Source organism: Streptomyces albus subsp. albus, from assembly GCF_000725885.1.
In the GTDB taxonomy this organism is placed as follows: domain Bacteria; phylum Actinomycetota; class Actinomycetes; order Streptomycetales; family Streptomycetaceae; genus Streptomyces; species Streptomyces albus.
Window position 1 is genome coordinate 26,347 of sequence record NZ_JODR01000005.1, and the last position, 15,797, is coordinate 42,143.

Here is a 15,797-nt window from a genome sequence, read left to right on the forward strand (position 1 = left end):
ACGAGACCATGACGGACGGCAGCACGGGCGGCGCGACCATGCGGGCGATGACCTACGACAGGTTCGGCGGCAACGAGGTGCTCTCGCAGACCGAGCAGCCGCTGCCCAAGGTGGGTCCCGGGGAGGTCCTCGTCCGGGTGCGGTGCGCCGCGGTCAACCCCGTGGACTGGAAGATCATGGCGGGCGGGCTGCGTGACCTGATGGACACCGTCTTCCCCGTCGTCCCCGGCTGGGACGTCGCCGGGGTGGTGGAGCGCACCGGGATCGACGCACCCGAGTTCTCCGAGGGCGACGAGGTGATCGCCTACGCCCGCAAGGACTATGTGCACGGCGGGACGTTCGCCGAGTACGTGACCGTGCCCGTGCGCTGTCTGGCCCGGCGGCCCTCCGCGCTGTCGTGGCAGCAGGCGGCGGGGCTCCCGCTGGCCGGCCTCACCGCCTACCAGACGCTCACCCGCCTCGGCACCAAGGAGGGCGAGACCGTACTGATCCACAACGCGGCCGGCGGGGTCGGCTCGCTCGGCGTGCAGATCGCCCGTGCCCTCGGCGCCCGCGTCATCGGCACGGCCTCCCCGGCCAACCACGACCGGCTGCGGGAGCTGGGCGCCGAACCCGTCGCCTACGGCGACGGACTCGCCGCACGGGTACGCGAGACGGCCCCGGACGGTGTCGATGTGGTCGCCGACTTCGTGGGCGGCGTCCTGGACACCACGCTCGAGGTCCTGGGTGAGGGCGGCCGGCACGCGTCCATCGCGGACGACTCGGTGACCGGGTCCGGCGGCCAGTGGATGTGGGTGCGCCCCAGCGGCAGCGACCTGGGCCGGCTCGCCGCCCTCGCCGACGAGGGCAGGCTGACGGTGAGGGTGGCCGAGGAGTTCCCGCTGGCCCGGCTGGCCGACGCGTTCGCGGCCAGCCAGGCCGGGCACGTGCACGGAAAGATCGTCGTCACGCCCTGAGCGGCGCACCCGGCCCGGGGCCCGCGCCGCCCCGCGGCGTCACTTGCCGCCGCCCAGTTCGAACAGCAGGAAGAGGAACGCGGCCAGCAGGTGCCCGGCGACGACGTAGACGAACAGCCGCAGGGCCAGACCGCGGGGGAAGCGGCCGTCACCGCGTTCGGCGCCAGGTTCGTCGCGTGCTCTCCGCGGCTGCGCCGGTGCCCCGCCCCCGTCGGCCGGGGACGAGGCGGGGGTTCCCGCGGGCTGGGGTTCGGATGCCGGAGTGCTCATGGCACGGCCTTTCCGCACGCGGGGGCGTGCATGGTCGAGGGGAGCGCCGGCCGGCCGGACGTGCGGCGGGCCGGCGGACCGGCGGGCCGGCCGCCTGGTGGGCCGGCCCGTCGGGTCAGCCGACTGTCGGAGCGGGGCCAGGGCCGTGTCCGGGGGGACCGACCACGCACAGATCGGCCGTGGGGGACTGCAACAGGGTGTGGACGAACAGCAGGTCCGCCCCGTCGGCGGAGGCGGCTTCCAGCCGGTGCGGGGTGAGGGAGTCGAAGTGGGCCGAGTCGCCCGGCCCCAGCACCTCCGTCGTCCGGCCCAGGGTGAGCCGCAGCCGGCCGCGCTGGACGTGGATCCACTCCTCCCCGGGGTGCACCCGGACCAGGTCCTGCTGCGTGCCCTGCGGCACATGGACGCGAAGGGCCTGCATGGCCCGGCCCGCCAGCCCGGCCCGCCGGTAGCGCCAGCCGCCCGCGTCGACGGCTTCCATGTCGGCACCCCGCACCACGGGGTCGGCCGCCGCCGCGGACTCGCCGAGCAGATCCCCGACGGTGGTGGCGTAGACGCGGGCCAGGGTGAGGAGGAGCGGCAGGGACGGCTGCCGCTTCCCCGTCTCCAGGCGGGAGAGGTGGGCGGGGGAGAGGCCCGCCCTGCGCGCAGCCGCCTCGAGACTCAGCCCGCTGCGCCGTCTCAGCAGACGCATGCGCGGTGCGAAGGCGGGAGCCTCCCCCGCGTCCGCTCCGCCTGCCTCATGATGGTGAGGGTTCGGGCTCATGCCGTCGATTAAGGCACAGCCCTTCCCTCTGGGGCAAAAGTTTTGCCTCTGAGGCAAAAACCTGGTTCCACCGGAACCCGCCCGGGCTCTCGTGCGGCGGGCGCGGACGCGGAGCCCGTCACCGCTCCGGCACGTAACGCCAAAAAGCCGGCACCGCGAGGGTCAGCGCCACCATGGCGACGACGACCAGCAGCCCCCCGCCCGCCACCGTCGGCCGGGTGCCGGCGGCGGCGCCCACCGTGCCGTGCAGCAGATCGGCGAGGCGCGGCCCCCCGGCCACCACCACCGTGAAGACGCCCTGCATCCGGCCGCGCATCTCATCGGTCGCCGCGGACTGCAGGATGGCGCCGCGGAAGACCATCGAGACCATGTCGGCGGCGCCCGCCACCGCGAGCAGCACCGCCGCCAGCCACAGCGGTCCCGACATGCCGAACCCGGCGATCGACAGCCCCCACACCACGACCGCGAGCACCACCATCACACCGTGCCGGCGCACCCGCGCGTACAGCCCGGAGACCAGCCCGCACAGCAGCGCACCGACCGGGATCGCCGCGTACAGCACCCCCAGCGCGGTGCCGCCGCCCTCCGGGCCGCCGAAGTCCAGCTGTGCCATCTGCGGGAACAGCGCGCGGGGCATGCCCAGGACCATGGCGATGACGTCGGCGAGGAACGAGACGAGCAGAAGGCGGCGGCGCACCAGGTAGCGGAAGCCGTCGACGATGTCCGCGAGCCCGGCACGCCGGGCGGCGGCCTTCAGCGGCGGCAACGGCGGCAGCCGCCAGACCGCCAGCAGGGCGAGCACGAGGGCCACCGTGTCGAGCAGGTACAGCACGGGCAGCCCGAGCACCGGCACCAGCGCGCCGGCCAGCAGGGGACCGGCGATCTGTCCGAACTGCGCGACGGTGGAGGTCAGCGCGGTCGCCGACGGCAGTTGGCCGGCCGGGACGAGCCGGGCCACTGAGGCGGTCCGCGTCGGCTGGTTGATGCCGAACAGCGCCTGCTGCACGGCGAGCAGCACCAGCAGCACGGTGACGGAACGCATGCCGGCGGCGGCCTGGGCCCAGAACAGCAGCGAGGTCACCGCGATGCCCGCGTTGCTGATCAGCAGCAGCCGGCGCCGGTCCATCAGATCGGCGACGGCTCCGCCCCACAGCGCGAAGACGACCAGCGGTACGAGCGCGGCGGCCCCGGCGAGGCCCACGAGCGCGGAGGAACCGGTGTCGTCGTAGATCTGCAAGGGCACGGCCACAGCGGTCAGCTGGCTGCCGACCGACGTCACCACGGTCGAGGACCACAGCCACCGGAACGGCGCGATGCGCAAGGGCGTCGTGTCCACGGCGAACCGGCGTATGCCGCGCGGTGACGCTCTTCGTGCGGCCCCGGCGGTGCCGGGCCCGTCGTCGGCGTCGCCGGACGGTATGTGCGGGCCGGAAGAGGGCGGACCGGAATGATCCTGGGACGGGGTGCGGGTGGCCACCGGCCGGTCTCCGTTCTCGGCCGGGCACACCGCAGCGCTGACACTCTCACGCCACCCCGGCCGCTCGAGCAGGCTGAAGGGACGCGTTGGTTGACGTTAACGCCTACGGTCACGGCCGGTGCGCCCGTACGGGCACCCAGGGCCGGGAGCGTCAAGCACGCTAGCCCCGCCGCCGCCCGAGGTCAACCGCGCTCTTCTGAGCCGGTCGTACGGCGTGGGCGGCACGGCGCGTGGGGAGGCGGCAGGGCCGGTGCGTGCGGGGTGCCCCGCGGGGGAGCTCAGCCGCCGCGGCGCGAGACGTCGCTGTCCTGGCGGAGCCGGCCGGTGTGGGAGGCGACGGTGTCCACCCTGGCGGCCAGCTCGGGATGGCCGGCGGCCAGATGCCGTTGGGCTCCTATCAGCGGCTCGACGAGCCGCGCCGCGTCGTCGTGGGCGAGCGCTCCGGTGAGCAGTGCGCGCGGCTCCCTGGGCAGATCGGGCAGCGCCGTGATCTGGCCGGCGAGCTGGCGCAGATCGGAGGCGTTGTCGCGGGCCCAGGCGGCCACCGTGCGGTCGGCTGCCCGCTGGTCGCGGGTGGCCTGCACCCGCTCCTCACCCGTGCTGCCCGGGGACCCGGGCCGGCCGCGCAGATAGCGGCGCTCGGCCGCCTGCCGGCTGGCGACGCCGAGCGGCGCGGCCAGGTCGGCCCAACTGGCCCCGGCCGCACGGGCGGTCTCGATGAGGGGCGTCTCCCAGCAGGCGAGCTGGTCACGGATCTCGCGCAGTTGCAACAGGGCGGCCAGCGCCTGGTCGCAGCTCGGCTCACGGGACTCGGGGTGCTGCCGTCCGCCGGGCGGTGACTGGGCGGTGCGTACCGCCTCCTCGATCCTGCTCAGCGCCGCGGCAGCGGCGAGGAAGAACGCGGGGTGCGGGCCGCTCTGTGCGGCCTTGCCCGAAGGTTTGTCCGGCGCGGGCATGGGGAGCCTCCCCTCACGGTGTCGTCCTCATGGTGACAACGTCGCTTGTCATCGTCCGGATGACATGATACAAGGAAAGCGAGGTGCAGCGCATTGGCAGACACAGATACTGCCCAGCTCATCGGAGGTGTTTCGTTATGTTGATGCGCACCGACCCTTTCCGCGAGCTCGACCGCATCGCCCAGCAGCTGATGGCCCCGGGCGGCACCTGGTCCAGGCCCGCCGCGATGCCGATGGACGCCTACCGTGACGGTGACCGGTACGTGCTCGCCTACGATCTGCCGGGGGTCTCGCCGGACGCCATCGACATCGACGTCGACGGTCACACGCTCACCGTCAAGGCCGAGCGCCGTCCGGTCGCGGGGGAGAACAACGAGGTGCGCATGGAGCGTGCCGAACGCCCCCTGGGTGTCTTCTCCCGCCAGGTCGTGCTCTCCGACAACCTGGACATCGACAACATCGAAGCCGACTACGAAGCGGGCGTGCTCACCGTCCGCATCCCCGTCACCGAACGCGCCAAGGCGCGCAAGATCACGGTCCGGTCCCGTTCCGGCCGCGAGCGGAACGAGCAGCTCACCGGCTGAACCCACCGGCCCCGGCCGAGGACGGAAGGGGAAGCACGTCCCCCCGGCCGGCCCCTTGAGCGCCGCGAACCACAAGGGGGAGTCATGAGCATGCAACGGGAAGCGTTCCTCGACCAGATCCTGGAACGCGGCGAATACGCCACACGGGAAGAAGCCGACCGGGCGGCGCGGGCCGTACTGGCACTGCTCGGCGCGCATGTGGTGGGCGACGTCCGCGAACAGGTGGCCGCCCGCCTGCCGGAGACCTTCGCCGTGATCCTGCTCAACCCGCTGCGAGCCGCCGAGCCGCTGACTCCCGAGCGGTTCGTCCGCGCCACCTCGGCGTGGATCGCGGGTTCCACCGAGCAGACGGCCACCTGGGATGTGAGCGCCGTACTCAGCGTCACCGCGGACCTCGTGGGCGAAGACCTCGTCCACCGGATCCTGTTGCAGCTCCCGCCCGGCTACGACCTGCTCTTCGGGCGCCCGCAACGCGCCCTGCAGTAACGCCGCGCAGCACGGCCGCACCCGGCGCGAACGCGCCGCAGCGACCGTCACCACGCGCCGCCGCGCGCCCGCACAGCCGTGCTGCCCCCGGCGCCGCCCTGTACACGACGACAACTGGAGAACGCACACGTGTCCCCGACGACCCAGCAGACCACGCAGCCTGTGACCGGCCCCACCGCCACCATGCGAACGATGACGTTCTCCCAGATGGTGGAGCGCGTGAGGTACGACGGCGCCTATCCCACCCGCGAGCGGGCCGAGGCCGTCATACACGCGGTACTCGCCGCGCTCGGCCGGCGGCTGACCGGTGAGGAGCGCGTCGAACTCGCCGCCCGCCTCCCCGAGGAGGCCGCCCGCACGTTCACCGCGCAGATCCCCGAGCCCGAGCGGCTGACCGGCTGGGAGTTCGTCAAGGAACTCGCGGGCCGCACCGGCGGCACGGCGGCCACCACGCGCTGGGACGTGGGCACCGTCCTCTCCCTCCTCGCCCGGCTCGCCGGGGACGAACTCCTCGACCGCGTCCTCGCCCAGCTCCCCGCCGGCTACGCCCTGCTGTTCGGCCGCGCCGAACTCACCCAGGCCGCCTGAGACCTTTCTCCGGCCGCCGGGAAGGCCTGTCCGCGCCGCGCACGTGCGGGCGTGCCACGGATGTGCATCCCTGGCACGCCCGCACGTGTGTGAGCCCGTATCCGCCGTGCCCGCGCGTGCGTGCGGGTACGGCCGGGTCCCCGCACGGGCGGCGGCGGTGGCCTGACGGGCGGGACGGTTGGCGTCCGGGCGGGCGTGCGGCGGTGCCCGGCCGGCACCGTCCGGAAAACCGGTTGCATTCCGCCGCGCCGCCGGTGGCAGGATGACCCCCGACCGGCCGGGAGCCCCCGGCACCCCTCTCAGCGGAGCGTGACATGCGGCGATTCCTCGTGACGACCCAGTGCCCCCACCGGCCGACGGACTCCGAGGACTTCCGCACCCATGCCCGCACCCCGCGAAGGGCGCCGCACCGCGCCCGCCCGCACCCCGCACGCCCCCGCAGCAAGCCGTGAGGACCGCCGCCCCGGCGGCGCCCCGGACAACAGCACCCGGACGAGCAGCACCGGCACCACGCGCAACATCGGCATCGTCGCCCACGTCGACGCCGGCAAGACGAGCCTGACCGAACGCCTGCTGTACGACACCGGGGCGATCGACACCCTCGGCAGCGTGGACGCCGGGACGACCCGCACCGACAGCGACGCCCTGGAGCGGCGGCGCGGCATCACCGTGCGCTCGGCCGTCGCCTCGTTCACCGCCCGCGGCACCCGCGTCAACCTCATCGATACGCCCGGCCACGCGGACTTCGTCGCGGAGGTCGAGAGGGCGCTGGAGGTGCTGGACGGCGCGGTGCTCGTCCTCTCCGCCGTCGAGGGGGTCCAGCCGCAGACCCGGGTGCTCATGCGGACGCTGCGCCAGATGCGGCTGCCCACCCTGCTGTTCGTCAACAAGATCGACCGGCCCGGCGCCCGGCCCGGGGAACTGGTGGCGGAGATCCGCCGGAAGCTGGCCCCGCATGCCGTCCCGCTCAGCAGGGTCCAGGCCGCGGGCAGCAGCGGGGCGCGGGCACTGCCGCTGCGCCCCCAGGACGACGCGGCGGACGGCGCCGACGTGGACGACGCACTCCTCGCCCGCGTGGTCGACGGACCGCCCCTCTCCCCGGACGAACTGCGCACCGCACTCGCCGGGCACACCGCACGGGGCACCGTCCAGCCGCTGTACTTCGGCTCCGCGCTGACCGGTGAGGGCATCGAACGGCTCGTCGCCGGGATCACGGAGCTGCTCCCGGGCACCCCCGACGGGGCGGCCGGCGGAGCACCGCACGGACGGGTCTTCGCGCTGGAACGCGAACCGTCCGGCGGCAGGACCGCGTACGTGCGGATGTTCACCGGGCAGCTCGAGCCGCGCCGGCGCGTCACCTACCACCGGCGCTCGGCCGAGGGCACCCGTCAGGAGCACACGGGACGGATCAGCTCTCTCCAGGTCGCCGGTGATCCCGCGCCGCGTGCCCAGCGGCTGGTGGCCGGAGAGATCGGACGTGTCCGCGGACTGACCGGGATCCGCGTCGGCGACACCGTCGGGGCGCCCGGCGACGACGCCCCCGGTCCGGCGGGCGTACGCCTGGCCACCCCCGTCCTCCAGTCGGTGGTCCGGCCCGCCCAGCCGGGCCCGGACGCCACGGCACGGCTGCACACGGCGCTGACCCTGATGGCCGAGGAGGACCCGCTGCTGCACGCCCGGGCCGAACCGGACGGCGCCACGTCGGTGCTGCTGCACGGAGAGGTCCAGAAGGAGATCATCGCCGCCACGCTCGCCGAGCGGTACGGCATCGAGGCGGTGTTCGAGCCGAGCCGGGTGGTGTGCCGGGAGCGTCCCGTCGGCGTCGGCGAGGCCGCGGACGGGATCGGGGCCGGTGGCCGGTACACGCCCGCGGCCAGCGGGCACTGGGCCACGGTGGGGCTGCGTGTGGAGCCGGGACCGCACGGCAGCGGCGTCGTCTTCCGGTACGAGACGGAACTGGGCGCCCTCCCGTACGCCTTCCACCGGGCCGTCGAGGAGACGGTGCACGAGGCGCTGCGCACCGGACCGCACGGGTGGGCGGTCACCGACTGCGTCGTCACCCTCATCCGCTCCGGTTTCGCCGGACCGGTCAGTACGGCCGCCGATTTCCGCGGTCTGACCCGGCTGTTGGTGGCGCGGGCACTGGACCGGGCGGGGACGTGCGTGTACGAGCCGTACCACGCCTTCGAGCTGGAGATCCCGCTCGCGGCCCTGCACCGGGTCACCGGGGCGCTGGCGCCGCTGGGCGGCACGGTCACCGACACGGTGACGGCGGGAGCGGTCTGCACCCTGACCGGTGCTCTCCCCGCCCGGCACGTGCCCAGGGTGCGGCAGATGCTGCTGGGTCTGACCCGGGGCGAGGCCCTGTGGTGGTCGCGTCCGGCGGGGGAGCGGCCCGCATCCCCGGGCGCGTCGGAGCATCCGTAGGCGCCCGGACCGGACCGAGAGCCGTGCCCGGCCGATCCGACACCGCCGTCCCCTGCGGATCGTTGGTGCTCAGGGTTCACGCCGGGCACGGGTGCGGGATAGTGGAGCCCATCACTTCGTCAATACCGGTCAGCGAAACGACAATTGGGGGCAGCGCCATGGAGGAAACAGTCACGCAGGTCGATTTCGATCCCGGGGTTCCCGACCCCGTCGCCGAGCTCGACGCCCTCCTTGCCGCCGGTCACCGCGTGGTGCGCAGCCCCCGGATGAACGGCGCTTACTTGGTGCTCTCGCATCGTGAGGCCACCGAGGTGCTGGAGGACCCGGAGACCTACTCCTCCGCCTACGCGCTCGGCGGGCCGCTGAGCGCGGGGCTGCCCCAGGAGATCGTCGAGGAACTGCCCGGCTTCCTCCGGGAACCGGTCAGCGGGGTGGTGGACACCGACCCGCCCGCGCACGGGCAGCTGCGCACCACCGTGCAGCGCGCCTACGCGGGGCCGCGCGTCAACCCGCTCACCGCGCAGATCACCGAACTGGCCCGTGAACTGGCCGACGGGCTCGCCCGGCACGAGCAGCCGGACCTGGTGGAGCACTACGCGCTGCCCCTGGTGCACGGGTCCATGGGAGCGGCCATGGGCCTGCCCGCGGGCATGGTGCCCCAAGTCGCCGCCTGGGCCCAGGACATGGCCTCGCTCCTGTCGCCCGACATCTCCGTTCCGGACAAGAAGGCCGCCGCGCGGCGGCTGTGCGAGTACGAGCAGTGGGCGCGCGGCTTCTGCGCCGGACTGCCCGAGGACCACCCCGGTGCCCTCGGCGTCTACGTCCACGGCGAACCGGCTGCCGCGGCCCGGCCGTTCAGCCCCGCGAACCAGGTGAACAACCTGCTGGTCCACTGGGTCGCGGGCACGGTCACCACCTGTCATGCCATCACCACCACCGCCCACCTGCTGCTGCGCGACCGGAAACTGTGGGAACAGGCCGTCGCCGAGCCGGAGACCTGGGCCGCCCGGGCGCTGGAAGAGGGGCTGCGGCACACCGCCCCGCACCGCGGCCTGGTCCGGGTCACCACCCGCGAGACCACACTGGGCGGCACCACCCTGCCCGCCGGCGCCCAGGTGCTGCCCATCCTGACTGCCGCCAACCGCGATCCCGAGCACGTGTCCGAGCCGCAGCGCTTCGACCCGCACCGGGAACGGCCCCGCGACCACCTCGCCTTCGGCGCGGGAGCCCACACCTGCGTGGGCCAGCACCTGGCCCGGCTGGAAGGCCGCATCGCCCTGACCGCGCTTCTGGTGCGTCACCCCGGCCTCCGGCCGGCCGACCCCGACCGGCAGCCGCCCCTGATGCCGAACTACTTCTTCCACGGCATAGCCGCCCTCCCCGTCACCGGACTGTCGCCCCGGGCGGCCGGCTGACGGCCGCCCGGGGCCGGACAGGGCGGCCATCCGGTGCCCGTCCGAGCTGCGGATCCGCGGTTCGTGCGCACCATGGGAGCAGGGGCACCCCCGCAGGTGCCCCTGCTCCCAGCGGCGAGCCCGGCCCCCCCCCGAGGCGGGACCGGCCGCCGACCGTACGGGCGACGAGAGGACACCAGCATGCCCGTGTGCACGACGCGAGACGGCACGGAGATCTTCTACAAGAGCTGGGGGCGCGGCCGGCCGGTGGTCTTCATCCACGGGTGGCCGCTGAACGGGGACGCCTGGCAGGACCAGCTCAAGGCGGTCGCGGACGCCGGCTACCGCGGCATCGCCCACGACCGGCGCGGCCACGGCCGGTCCACCCCGGTGTGGGACGGCTACGACTTCGACACCTTCGCCGATGACCTCGCCGATTTGATCACGGGCCTCGACCTGCGGGACGTCACCCTTGTGGCCCACTCGATGGGCGGCGGCGAACTGGCCCGCTACATCGGCCGGCACGGTACCGAGCGGGTGCGCTCGGCCGTCCTGCTCTCCGCCATCCCGCCGGTGATGATCAAATCGGACAGCAACCCGGAGGGCGTCCCCGACGAGGTGTTCCAGCAGATCAAGAACGGCATCCTCACCGAGCGGTCGCAGTTCTGGAAGGACACCTCCGAGGGCTTCTTCTCCGCCGGGCGGCCGGACAGCAAGGCCACCCAGGGCAACCGCGACGCCTTCTGGTACATGGCCATGGCCGAGACGATCGAGGGCGGCGTCAAATGCGTGGACGCTTTCGCGTACACCGACTTCACCGAGGACCTGAAGAAGTTCGACATCCCCACCCTCGTCGTGCACGGTGACGACGACCAAGTGGTGCCCCTGGAGGCCACGGGCCGCAAAGCCGCCCGGATCATCCCCGACGCCGAACTGAAGGTGTACGAGGGCGGCAGCCACGGCATCGCCCTGGTGCCGGGGGACAAGGAGAGGTTCACCAAGGACCTGCTGGACTTCCTCGCACGCTGAAGCCGCCCCCCGCCCGGGCCTCGTCCGCTTCCCGGGATGTCCGTCACCTCTCCCGGGCCGGCCCGCGGCGGGGAAAACCGGCTGCCGACGGCCGGCCGCCTCGCCGACAATGCCCGGATGATCGCCTCACCTCCGCAGGGACCGGTCGGAGTACCCGAAGCCGTCACCGCCTTCGCCGCCGGACGGCCGGTACGGGCCGTCTGGCAGAACCTCCTGGGCGGACTGACGTTCGAGGTCGGCAGGGGAGAGGGACGGCAGTTCGTCAAGTGGGCGCCGCACGGCAGCGGCCTCGACCTGGCGGCCGAGGCGGTCCGGCTGCGCTGGGCCGGCCGCTGGGCCACGGTGCCCCGGGTGATCACCCACGGCACGGACGACGCCGGCTCCTGGCTGGCCACCCACGGGCTGCCGGGCCGTTCGGCCGTGGACGCCCACTGGCTGCGCGATCCCGGCACCGCCGTACGGGCGATCGGCGCCGGACTGCGCGCCCTGCACGACGCCCTGCCCGTCGCCGACTGCCCGTTCGACTGGTCGGCCGGAAGCCGGCTGGCGGCCGTACGCGAGAGGGCGGCGGCCGGCCGGATCGACCCGGCCGGCCTGCACGAGGACCTGCACCACTTCGGCACCGCGGAGCAGGCCCTGGCCGCTCTCGCCGACCCGCCGGACGTCGACATCCTCGTCGTCTGCCACGGCGACGCCTGCGCCCCCAACACCCTGGTCGGCGACGACGGCACGTGGACCGGGCACGTCGATCTGGGCGCGCTCGGGGTCGCCGACCGCTGGGCGGACCTGGCCGTCGCCACCTGGAGCACCCGGTGGAACTACGGGCCCGGCTGGGAGGAGATGCTGCTGGACGCCTACGGGGCGGCACCCGACGCCGAACGGATCGCCTACTACCGGCTGCTGTGGGACCTGTCCGACTGACCCGGCCGGCTCAGCGCTCGGCGAGCAGGCCCGGGAAGCCGGCCAGCACCGCCGGGAGCTGTCCGGCGCGCAGGCCGCCGCCCTGGGCCAGGACGGGCGAGCCCCCGCCCCGCCCCGACAACAGCCGCTTCACCAGCACGGAGGCGTCCGCGCCCGCGCCGCGTGCGGCCTCGTTCACGGCGACGACCACCACGGCCGTCTCCCCGGTGGGCACTCCGACCGCGACGGCGCCGGGGCGCCTCGCATCCAGCCGGTCGCGTACCGCGGTCGCCAGGGCGCGGGCGTCGTCCGGGCCGCCGTCGGCGGTGGCGGCCACCACGGCCGTCCCCGCCGCCTCCTCGGCACCGGCCGCCAGCCGCGCCGCCCGGGCCTGGACCGCCTGCTGCCGCAGCCGCCGGTTCTCCCGGTCCGCCGCCTTGAGCCGCTCCAGCAGCCCGGCGATCCGGTCGGGCAACTCCCCGCGCGGCGCCTGCAACTGCTCGGCGAGCCGCGAGACGAGGTCCCGTTCGCGTGCCAGATAGCCGAAGCCCTCCAGCCCGACAGCGGCCTCCAGCCGGCGCGTCCCCGCACCGACCGACGACTCCGCGGTCAGCGCGACGACACCGATCTGCGCGGCGTGCTCGACATGCGTCCCGCCGCACAGCTCCCGCGACCAGGGCCCGCCGATCTCGACGACGCGTACCCGTTCGCCGTAGGTCTCCTCGAAGAGGGCCAGCGCACCCAGCTCCCTGGCCTCCGCGAGAGTGGTCCAGCGCACGGTCACCGGAAGATCGCGGCGCAGCGCGCGGTTGGCGACCTCCTCCACCTCGCTGCGCGCCGCCGCCGACAGCGGTCCGCGCCACGGGAAGTCCAGCCGCAGATAGCCGGGCCGGTTGTAGGAGCCGGACTGGAGGGCGGCGGGGCCGAGCACCTGACGCAGGGCGGCGTGCAGCACATGGGTGCCGGAGTGGGCCTGACGGGCACCGGTGCGCCACTCGGGATCGACCGCCGCGGCCACCTCGTCGCCCTCGGCGAGTTCCCCCTCGGTGACCCGTACCCGGTGGACGACCAGGCCCGGCAGCGGGCGCTGCACATCGATCACCTCCGCGCGGGCCGACGCGGCCGACAGCGTCCCCGCGTCGCTCTCCTGGCCGCCCGATTCGGCGTAGAACGGAGTGCGGTCCAGTACGGCGGTGACGATCTCGCCGCTGCGGGCCACCGGCACCGGCCCGGCGGGGCCCAGCAGGGCGAGCACCCGCGAGGTGGTCTCCAGCGTGTCCCATGCCCGCCAGTCGGTGGTGCCGTGCCGCTCCAGCACGCCGCGCAGCAGCGAGGTGTCGGCCGTGCCGCCCGACTTGCGGGCCCGGGTGTCGGCGCGGGCCCGCTCGCGCTGCTCCTCCATCAGCGCGGTGAAACCCTCGCGGTCCACCTCGACGCCCTGTTCGGCGGCCATCTCCAGGGTGAGGTCGATGGGGAAGCCGTAGGTGTCGTGGAGGAGGAACGCCTGCGCACCGGGAAGCCGGCCCCCGTCGCGCCTGGCCTCGGCGACGGCGGTGTCCAGGACGGTGGTGCCCTGTTTGAGAGTGGCCCGGAAGGCCTCCTCCTCGGCCTGCGCCTGGTCGGCGATCCTCGGGTACGCCTCGAAGACCTCGGGATAGCCGGGGGCCATCCGGTCGCGTGCGACGGGGAGCAGCTCGGGGAGGGCCGGATCGTGACAGCCGAGCTGCCGCATGGCGCGTACGGCGCGCCGCAGGATGCGGCGCAGCACGTAGCCGGGGCCCTCGTTGCCCGGGGCGGTGCCGTCGGCGAGCAGCATCAGGGCGGTGCGGACGTGGTCGGCCACCACGCGCAGGCGCACATCGGCTGCCGGGTCGGCGCCGTAACGGACCCCGGCCAGTTCGGCTGCGCGCTCCAGGACGGGCCGCAGTTCGTCGGTCTCGTACAGATTCTCGACGCCCTGGAGGAGGGTGGCCATCCGCTCGAGGCCCATGCCGGTGTCGATGTTGCGGCGGGGGAGTGCGCCGAGGACGGGGTAACCCGACTTGCCGCTGCCCTCGCCGCGCTCGTACTGCATGAAGACGAGGTTCCAGAACTCCATGTAGCGGTCCTCGTCGACGGCGGGGCCGCCCGCCGGGCCGAACGCGGGGCCGCGGTCGTAGTACAGCTCCGAGCACGGGCCGCAGGGGCCCGGCACGCCCATAGACCAGAAGTTGTCCTCGTCCCCGCGTGTCACGATCCGCTCGTCGGGCAGACCGGCGATCCGCCGCCACAGCGCCCGCGCCTCGTCGTCCGAGGTGTGCACGGTCACCCAGATCCGGTCCGGGTCCAGGCCGAAGCCGCCCTCGGTGACGGGTGTGGTGGACAGCTCCCAGGCGTGGCTGATCGCGGTGGGTTTGAAGTAGTCGCCGAAGGAGAAGTTCCCGTTCATCTGGAAGAACGAGCCGTGCCGGGTGGTGCGGCCCACCTCCTCGATGTCGAGGGTGCGCACGCATTTCTGCACGCTGGCCGCACGCGGCCACGGAGCCGGTGCCTCGCCGGTCAGATACGGCTTGAAGGGCACCATGCCCGCGTTGACGAACAGCAGCGTCGGATCCGGAGTGGGCAGCGGGGCACTGGGGACTACGGTGTGGCCACGTTCGGCGAAGAAGTCGAGGAAACGGCGGCGGATCTCATCGGTGCGCATGGTGGCTCCCGGGCGTACGTGGGGCAGTCGGTGCGGTCGGCGGGAGGGGCGCGGTCACGCGGCGGGCGCGGCGGCCGGTGCGACGGGTGTCAGGGCCGCCCGCTCCAGCGGGGCCGAGGGGTCCACCGACAGCTGCGGCGGGGCCGGCGGAGCGCCCGCCCGTGCCAGGAGGTCGCCCACGGCGGCGATCATGGCCCCGTTGTCGGTGCACAGGCGCAGCGGGGGCACCCGCAGCTCGATCCCCGCCTCCCGGCAGCGCTGCTCGGCCAGGGCCCTGACGCGTGAGTTGGCGGCCACACCGCCGACGACGACGAGGGTGCCGACCCCGTGCGCGGTGCAGGCGGTCACCGCCTTGCGGGTCAGTACGTCGGCGACGGCCTCCTGGAGCGCGGCGGCCCCGTCGGCCACGGGCAGCCGCTCGGGGGCGTGCCGTTCCGCCCAGCGGGCGGCGGCGGTCTTGAGGCCGGAGAAGGAGAAGGCGTACGGGTCGTCACCGGGCCCGGTCAGCGGCCGGGGGAAGGCCACCGCCTCGGGGTCGCCCTCGCGGGCCGCCCGGTCGATCGCGGGGCCGCCGGGGTAGGGCAGCCCGAAGACACGGGCGACCTTGTCGAAGCACTCGCCGGCCGCGTCGTCCCGCGTGTCCCCCAGGTGGACGACGGGGTCGCGGGCCAGATCGCGGACGAGCAGCAGCGAGGTGTGCCCACCGGAGACGACGAGCACCACGCAGGGATCGGGGAGCGGCCCGTGCTCCAGGGTGTCGGCGGCCACGTGTCCGGCGAGGTGGTGCACTCCGTACAGCGGGACGCCGAGCGCGTAGGCGAGGCTCTTGGCACCGGCGACGCCGACCTGGAGGGCACCGGACAGTCCGGGTCCCGTGGTGACGGCGACCGCCCCCACGTCGGACAGCCGCATCCCCGCCGTGTCCAGCGCCCGGCGGACGACCGGCTGGAGCGCGTGCACATGGGCGCGCGCGGCGATCTCGGGGACGACCCCGCCGAAGCGTGCGTGCTCGTCCATGCTGGAGGCCACCGCGTGGCCGAGCAGCCGGCCGTTGCGGACGAGTCCGGCACCCGTCTCGTCGCACGAGGACTCGATGCCGAGCACCACCGGAGACCCCACATCCACTCCTTGCCAGTCGAATGCAATTGCAAGTGATATGCAACAAGGGTACTCGTCCGGCCGGCGGACGGCCGTCACCAGGGCGGAGAGGCAGCCAGGGCGCTCCAGGAACCGCGCCTGGGGGCGCACGCCCCCGGTGCACCACCCGCTTCCTGCCACCCA

14 protein-coding genes are annotated in these 15,797 nt (G+C 74.2%); 8 read left to right on the forward strand and 6 right to left on the reverse strand.

Annotation, left to right across the window (positions count from 1 at the left end; genetic code table 11):
* Positions 1-38 precede the first annotated feature (38 nt).
* Positions 39-956, forward strand: coding sequence for an NADP-dependent oxidoreductase (locus IO40_RS0106185; protein WP_031175001.1), 918 nt, complete (start codon positions 39-41; stop codon positions 954-956).
* A 39-nt stretch (positions 957-995) separates the two neighbouring features.
* Here IO40_RS0106185 and IO40_RS0106190 read toward each other — a convergent pair whose 3' ends face one another.
* The 4 genes from IO40_RS0106190 to IO40_RS0106205 all read right to left on the reverse strand — a co-directional run bounded on the left by IO40_RS0106190 (position 996) and on the right by IO40_RS0106205 (position 4,425).
* The gene (locus IO40_RS0106190; protein WP_016471509.1) at positions 996-1,226 is read right to left on the reverse strand and encodes a DUF6126 family protein; all 231 of its coding nucleotides are present in this window, start codon (positions 1,224-1,226) and stop codon (positions 996-998) included.
* Between the two features lie 115 nt (positions 1,227-1,341).
* Positions 1,342-1,992 (reverse strand): helix-turn-helix domain-containing protein, encoded by a 651-nt coding sequence (locus IO40_RS0106195; RefSeq protein WP_016471510.1) that lies wholly within the window; start codon positions 1,990-1,992, stop codon positions 1,342-1,344.
* A 118-nt stretch (positions 1,993-2,110) separates the two neighbouring features.
* A complete protein-coding gene (locus tag IO40_RS0106200) occupies positions 2,111-3,412 on the reverse strand; it encodes an MFS transporter (RefSeq protein WP_041968671.1) in 1,302 nt (433 codons plus the stop codon).
* Between the two features lie 335 nt (positions 3,413-3,747).
* The gene (locus IO40_RS0106205; RefSeq protein WP_016471512.1) at positions 3,748-4,425 is read right to left on the reverse strand and encodes a hypothetical protein; all 678 of its coding nucleotides are present in this window, start codon (positions 4,423-4,425) and stop codon (positions 3,748-3,750) included.
* Between the two features lie 137 nt (positions 4,426-4,562).
* Here IO40_RS0106205 and IO40_RS0106210 point away from each other — a divergent pair, with 137 nt between their 5' ends.
* The 7 genes from IO40_RS0106210 to IO40_RS0106240 all read left to right on the forward strand — a co-directional run bounded on the left by IO40_RS0106210 (position 4,563) and on the right by IO40_RS0106240 (position 11,854).
* Positions 4,563-5,009 (forward strand): Hsp20/alpha crystallin family protein, encoded by a 447-nt coding sequence (locus IO40_RS0106210; protein WP_016471513.1) that lies wholly within the window; start codon positions 4,563-4,565, stop codon positions 5,007-5,009.
* Between the two features lie 84 nt (positions 5,010-5,093).
* Positions 5,094-5,495, forward strand: a complete 402-nt coding sequence (locus tag IO40_RS0106215) for a DUF2267 domain-containing protein (RefSeq protein ID WP_016471514.1) — start codon at positions 5,094-5,096, stop codon at positions 5,493-5,495.
* 192 nt (positions 5,496-5,687) lie between these two features.
* Positions 5,688-6,083 (forward strand): DUF2267 domain-containing protein, encoded by a 396-nt coding sequence (locus IO40_RS0106220; RefSeq protein WP_041968673.1) that lies wholly within the window; start codon positions 5,688-5,690, stop codon positions 6,081-6,083.
* A gap of 381 nt (positions 6,084-6,464) precedes the next feature.
* The gene (locus IO40_RS0106225; protein ID WP_031175002.1) at positions 6,465-8,510 is read left to right on the forward strand and encodes an elongation factor G; all 2,046 of its coding nucleotides are present in this window, start codon (positions 6,465-6,467) and stop codon (positions 8,508-8,510) included.
* A 158-nt stretch (positions 8,511-8,668) separates the two neighbouring features.
* A complete protein-coding gene (locus IO40_RS0106230) occupies positions 8,669-9,925 on the forward strand; it encodes a cytochrome P450 (RefSeq protein WP_031175003.1) in 1,257 nt (418 codons plus the stop codon).
* A 180-nt stretch (positions 9,926-10,105) separates the two neighbouring features.
* Positions 10,106-10,933 carry an alpha/beta fold hydrolase gene (locus IO40_RS0106235; RefSeq protein WP_016471518.1) on the forward strand — a complete coding sequence of 276 codons (828 nt, stop codon included), beginning with the start codon at positions 10,106-10,108 and terminating at the stop codon, positions 10,931-10,933.
* A gap of 117 nt (positions 10,934-11,050) precedes the next feature.
* Positions 11,051-11,854 carry an aminoglycoside 3'-phosphotransferase gene (locus IO40_RS0106240; protein ID WP_031175004.1) on the forward strand — a complete coding sequence of 268 codons (804 nt, stop codon included), beginning with the start codon at positions 11,051-11,053 and terminating at the stop codon, positions 11,852-11,854.
* Between the two features lie 10 nt (positions 11,855-11,864).
* On the opposite strand, the gene alaS is transcribed toward IO40_RS0106240, so the two are convergent.
* Together alaS and tsaD are read right to left on the reverse strand one after the other, a co-directional pair.
* On the reverse strand, positions 11,865-14,516 hold the full coding sequence (gene alaS, locus IO40_RS0106245) for an alanine--tRNA ligase (RefSeq protein ID WP_016471520.1): 2,652 nt from the start codon (positions 14,514-14,516) through the stop codon (positions 11,865-11,867).
* A gap of 54 nt (positions 14,517-14,570) precedes the next feature.
* Positions 14,571-15,635, reverse strand: a complete 1,065-nt coding sequence (gene tsaD / locus IO40_RS0106250; protein WP_016471521.1) for a tRNA (adenosine(37)-N6)-threonylcarbamoyltransferase complex transferase subunit TsaD — start codon at positions 15,633-15,635, stop codon at positions 14,571-14,573.
* Positions 15,636-15,797 lie beyond the last annotated feature (162 nt).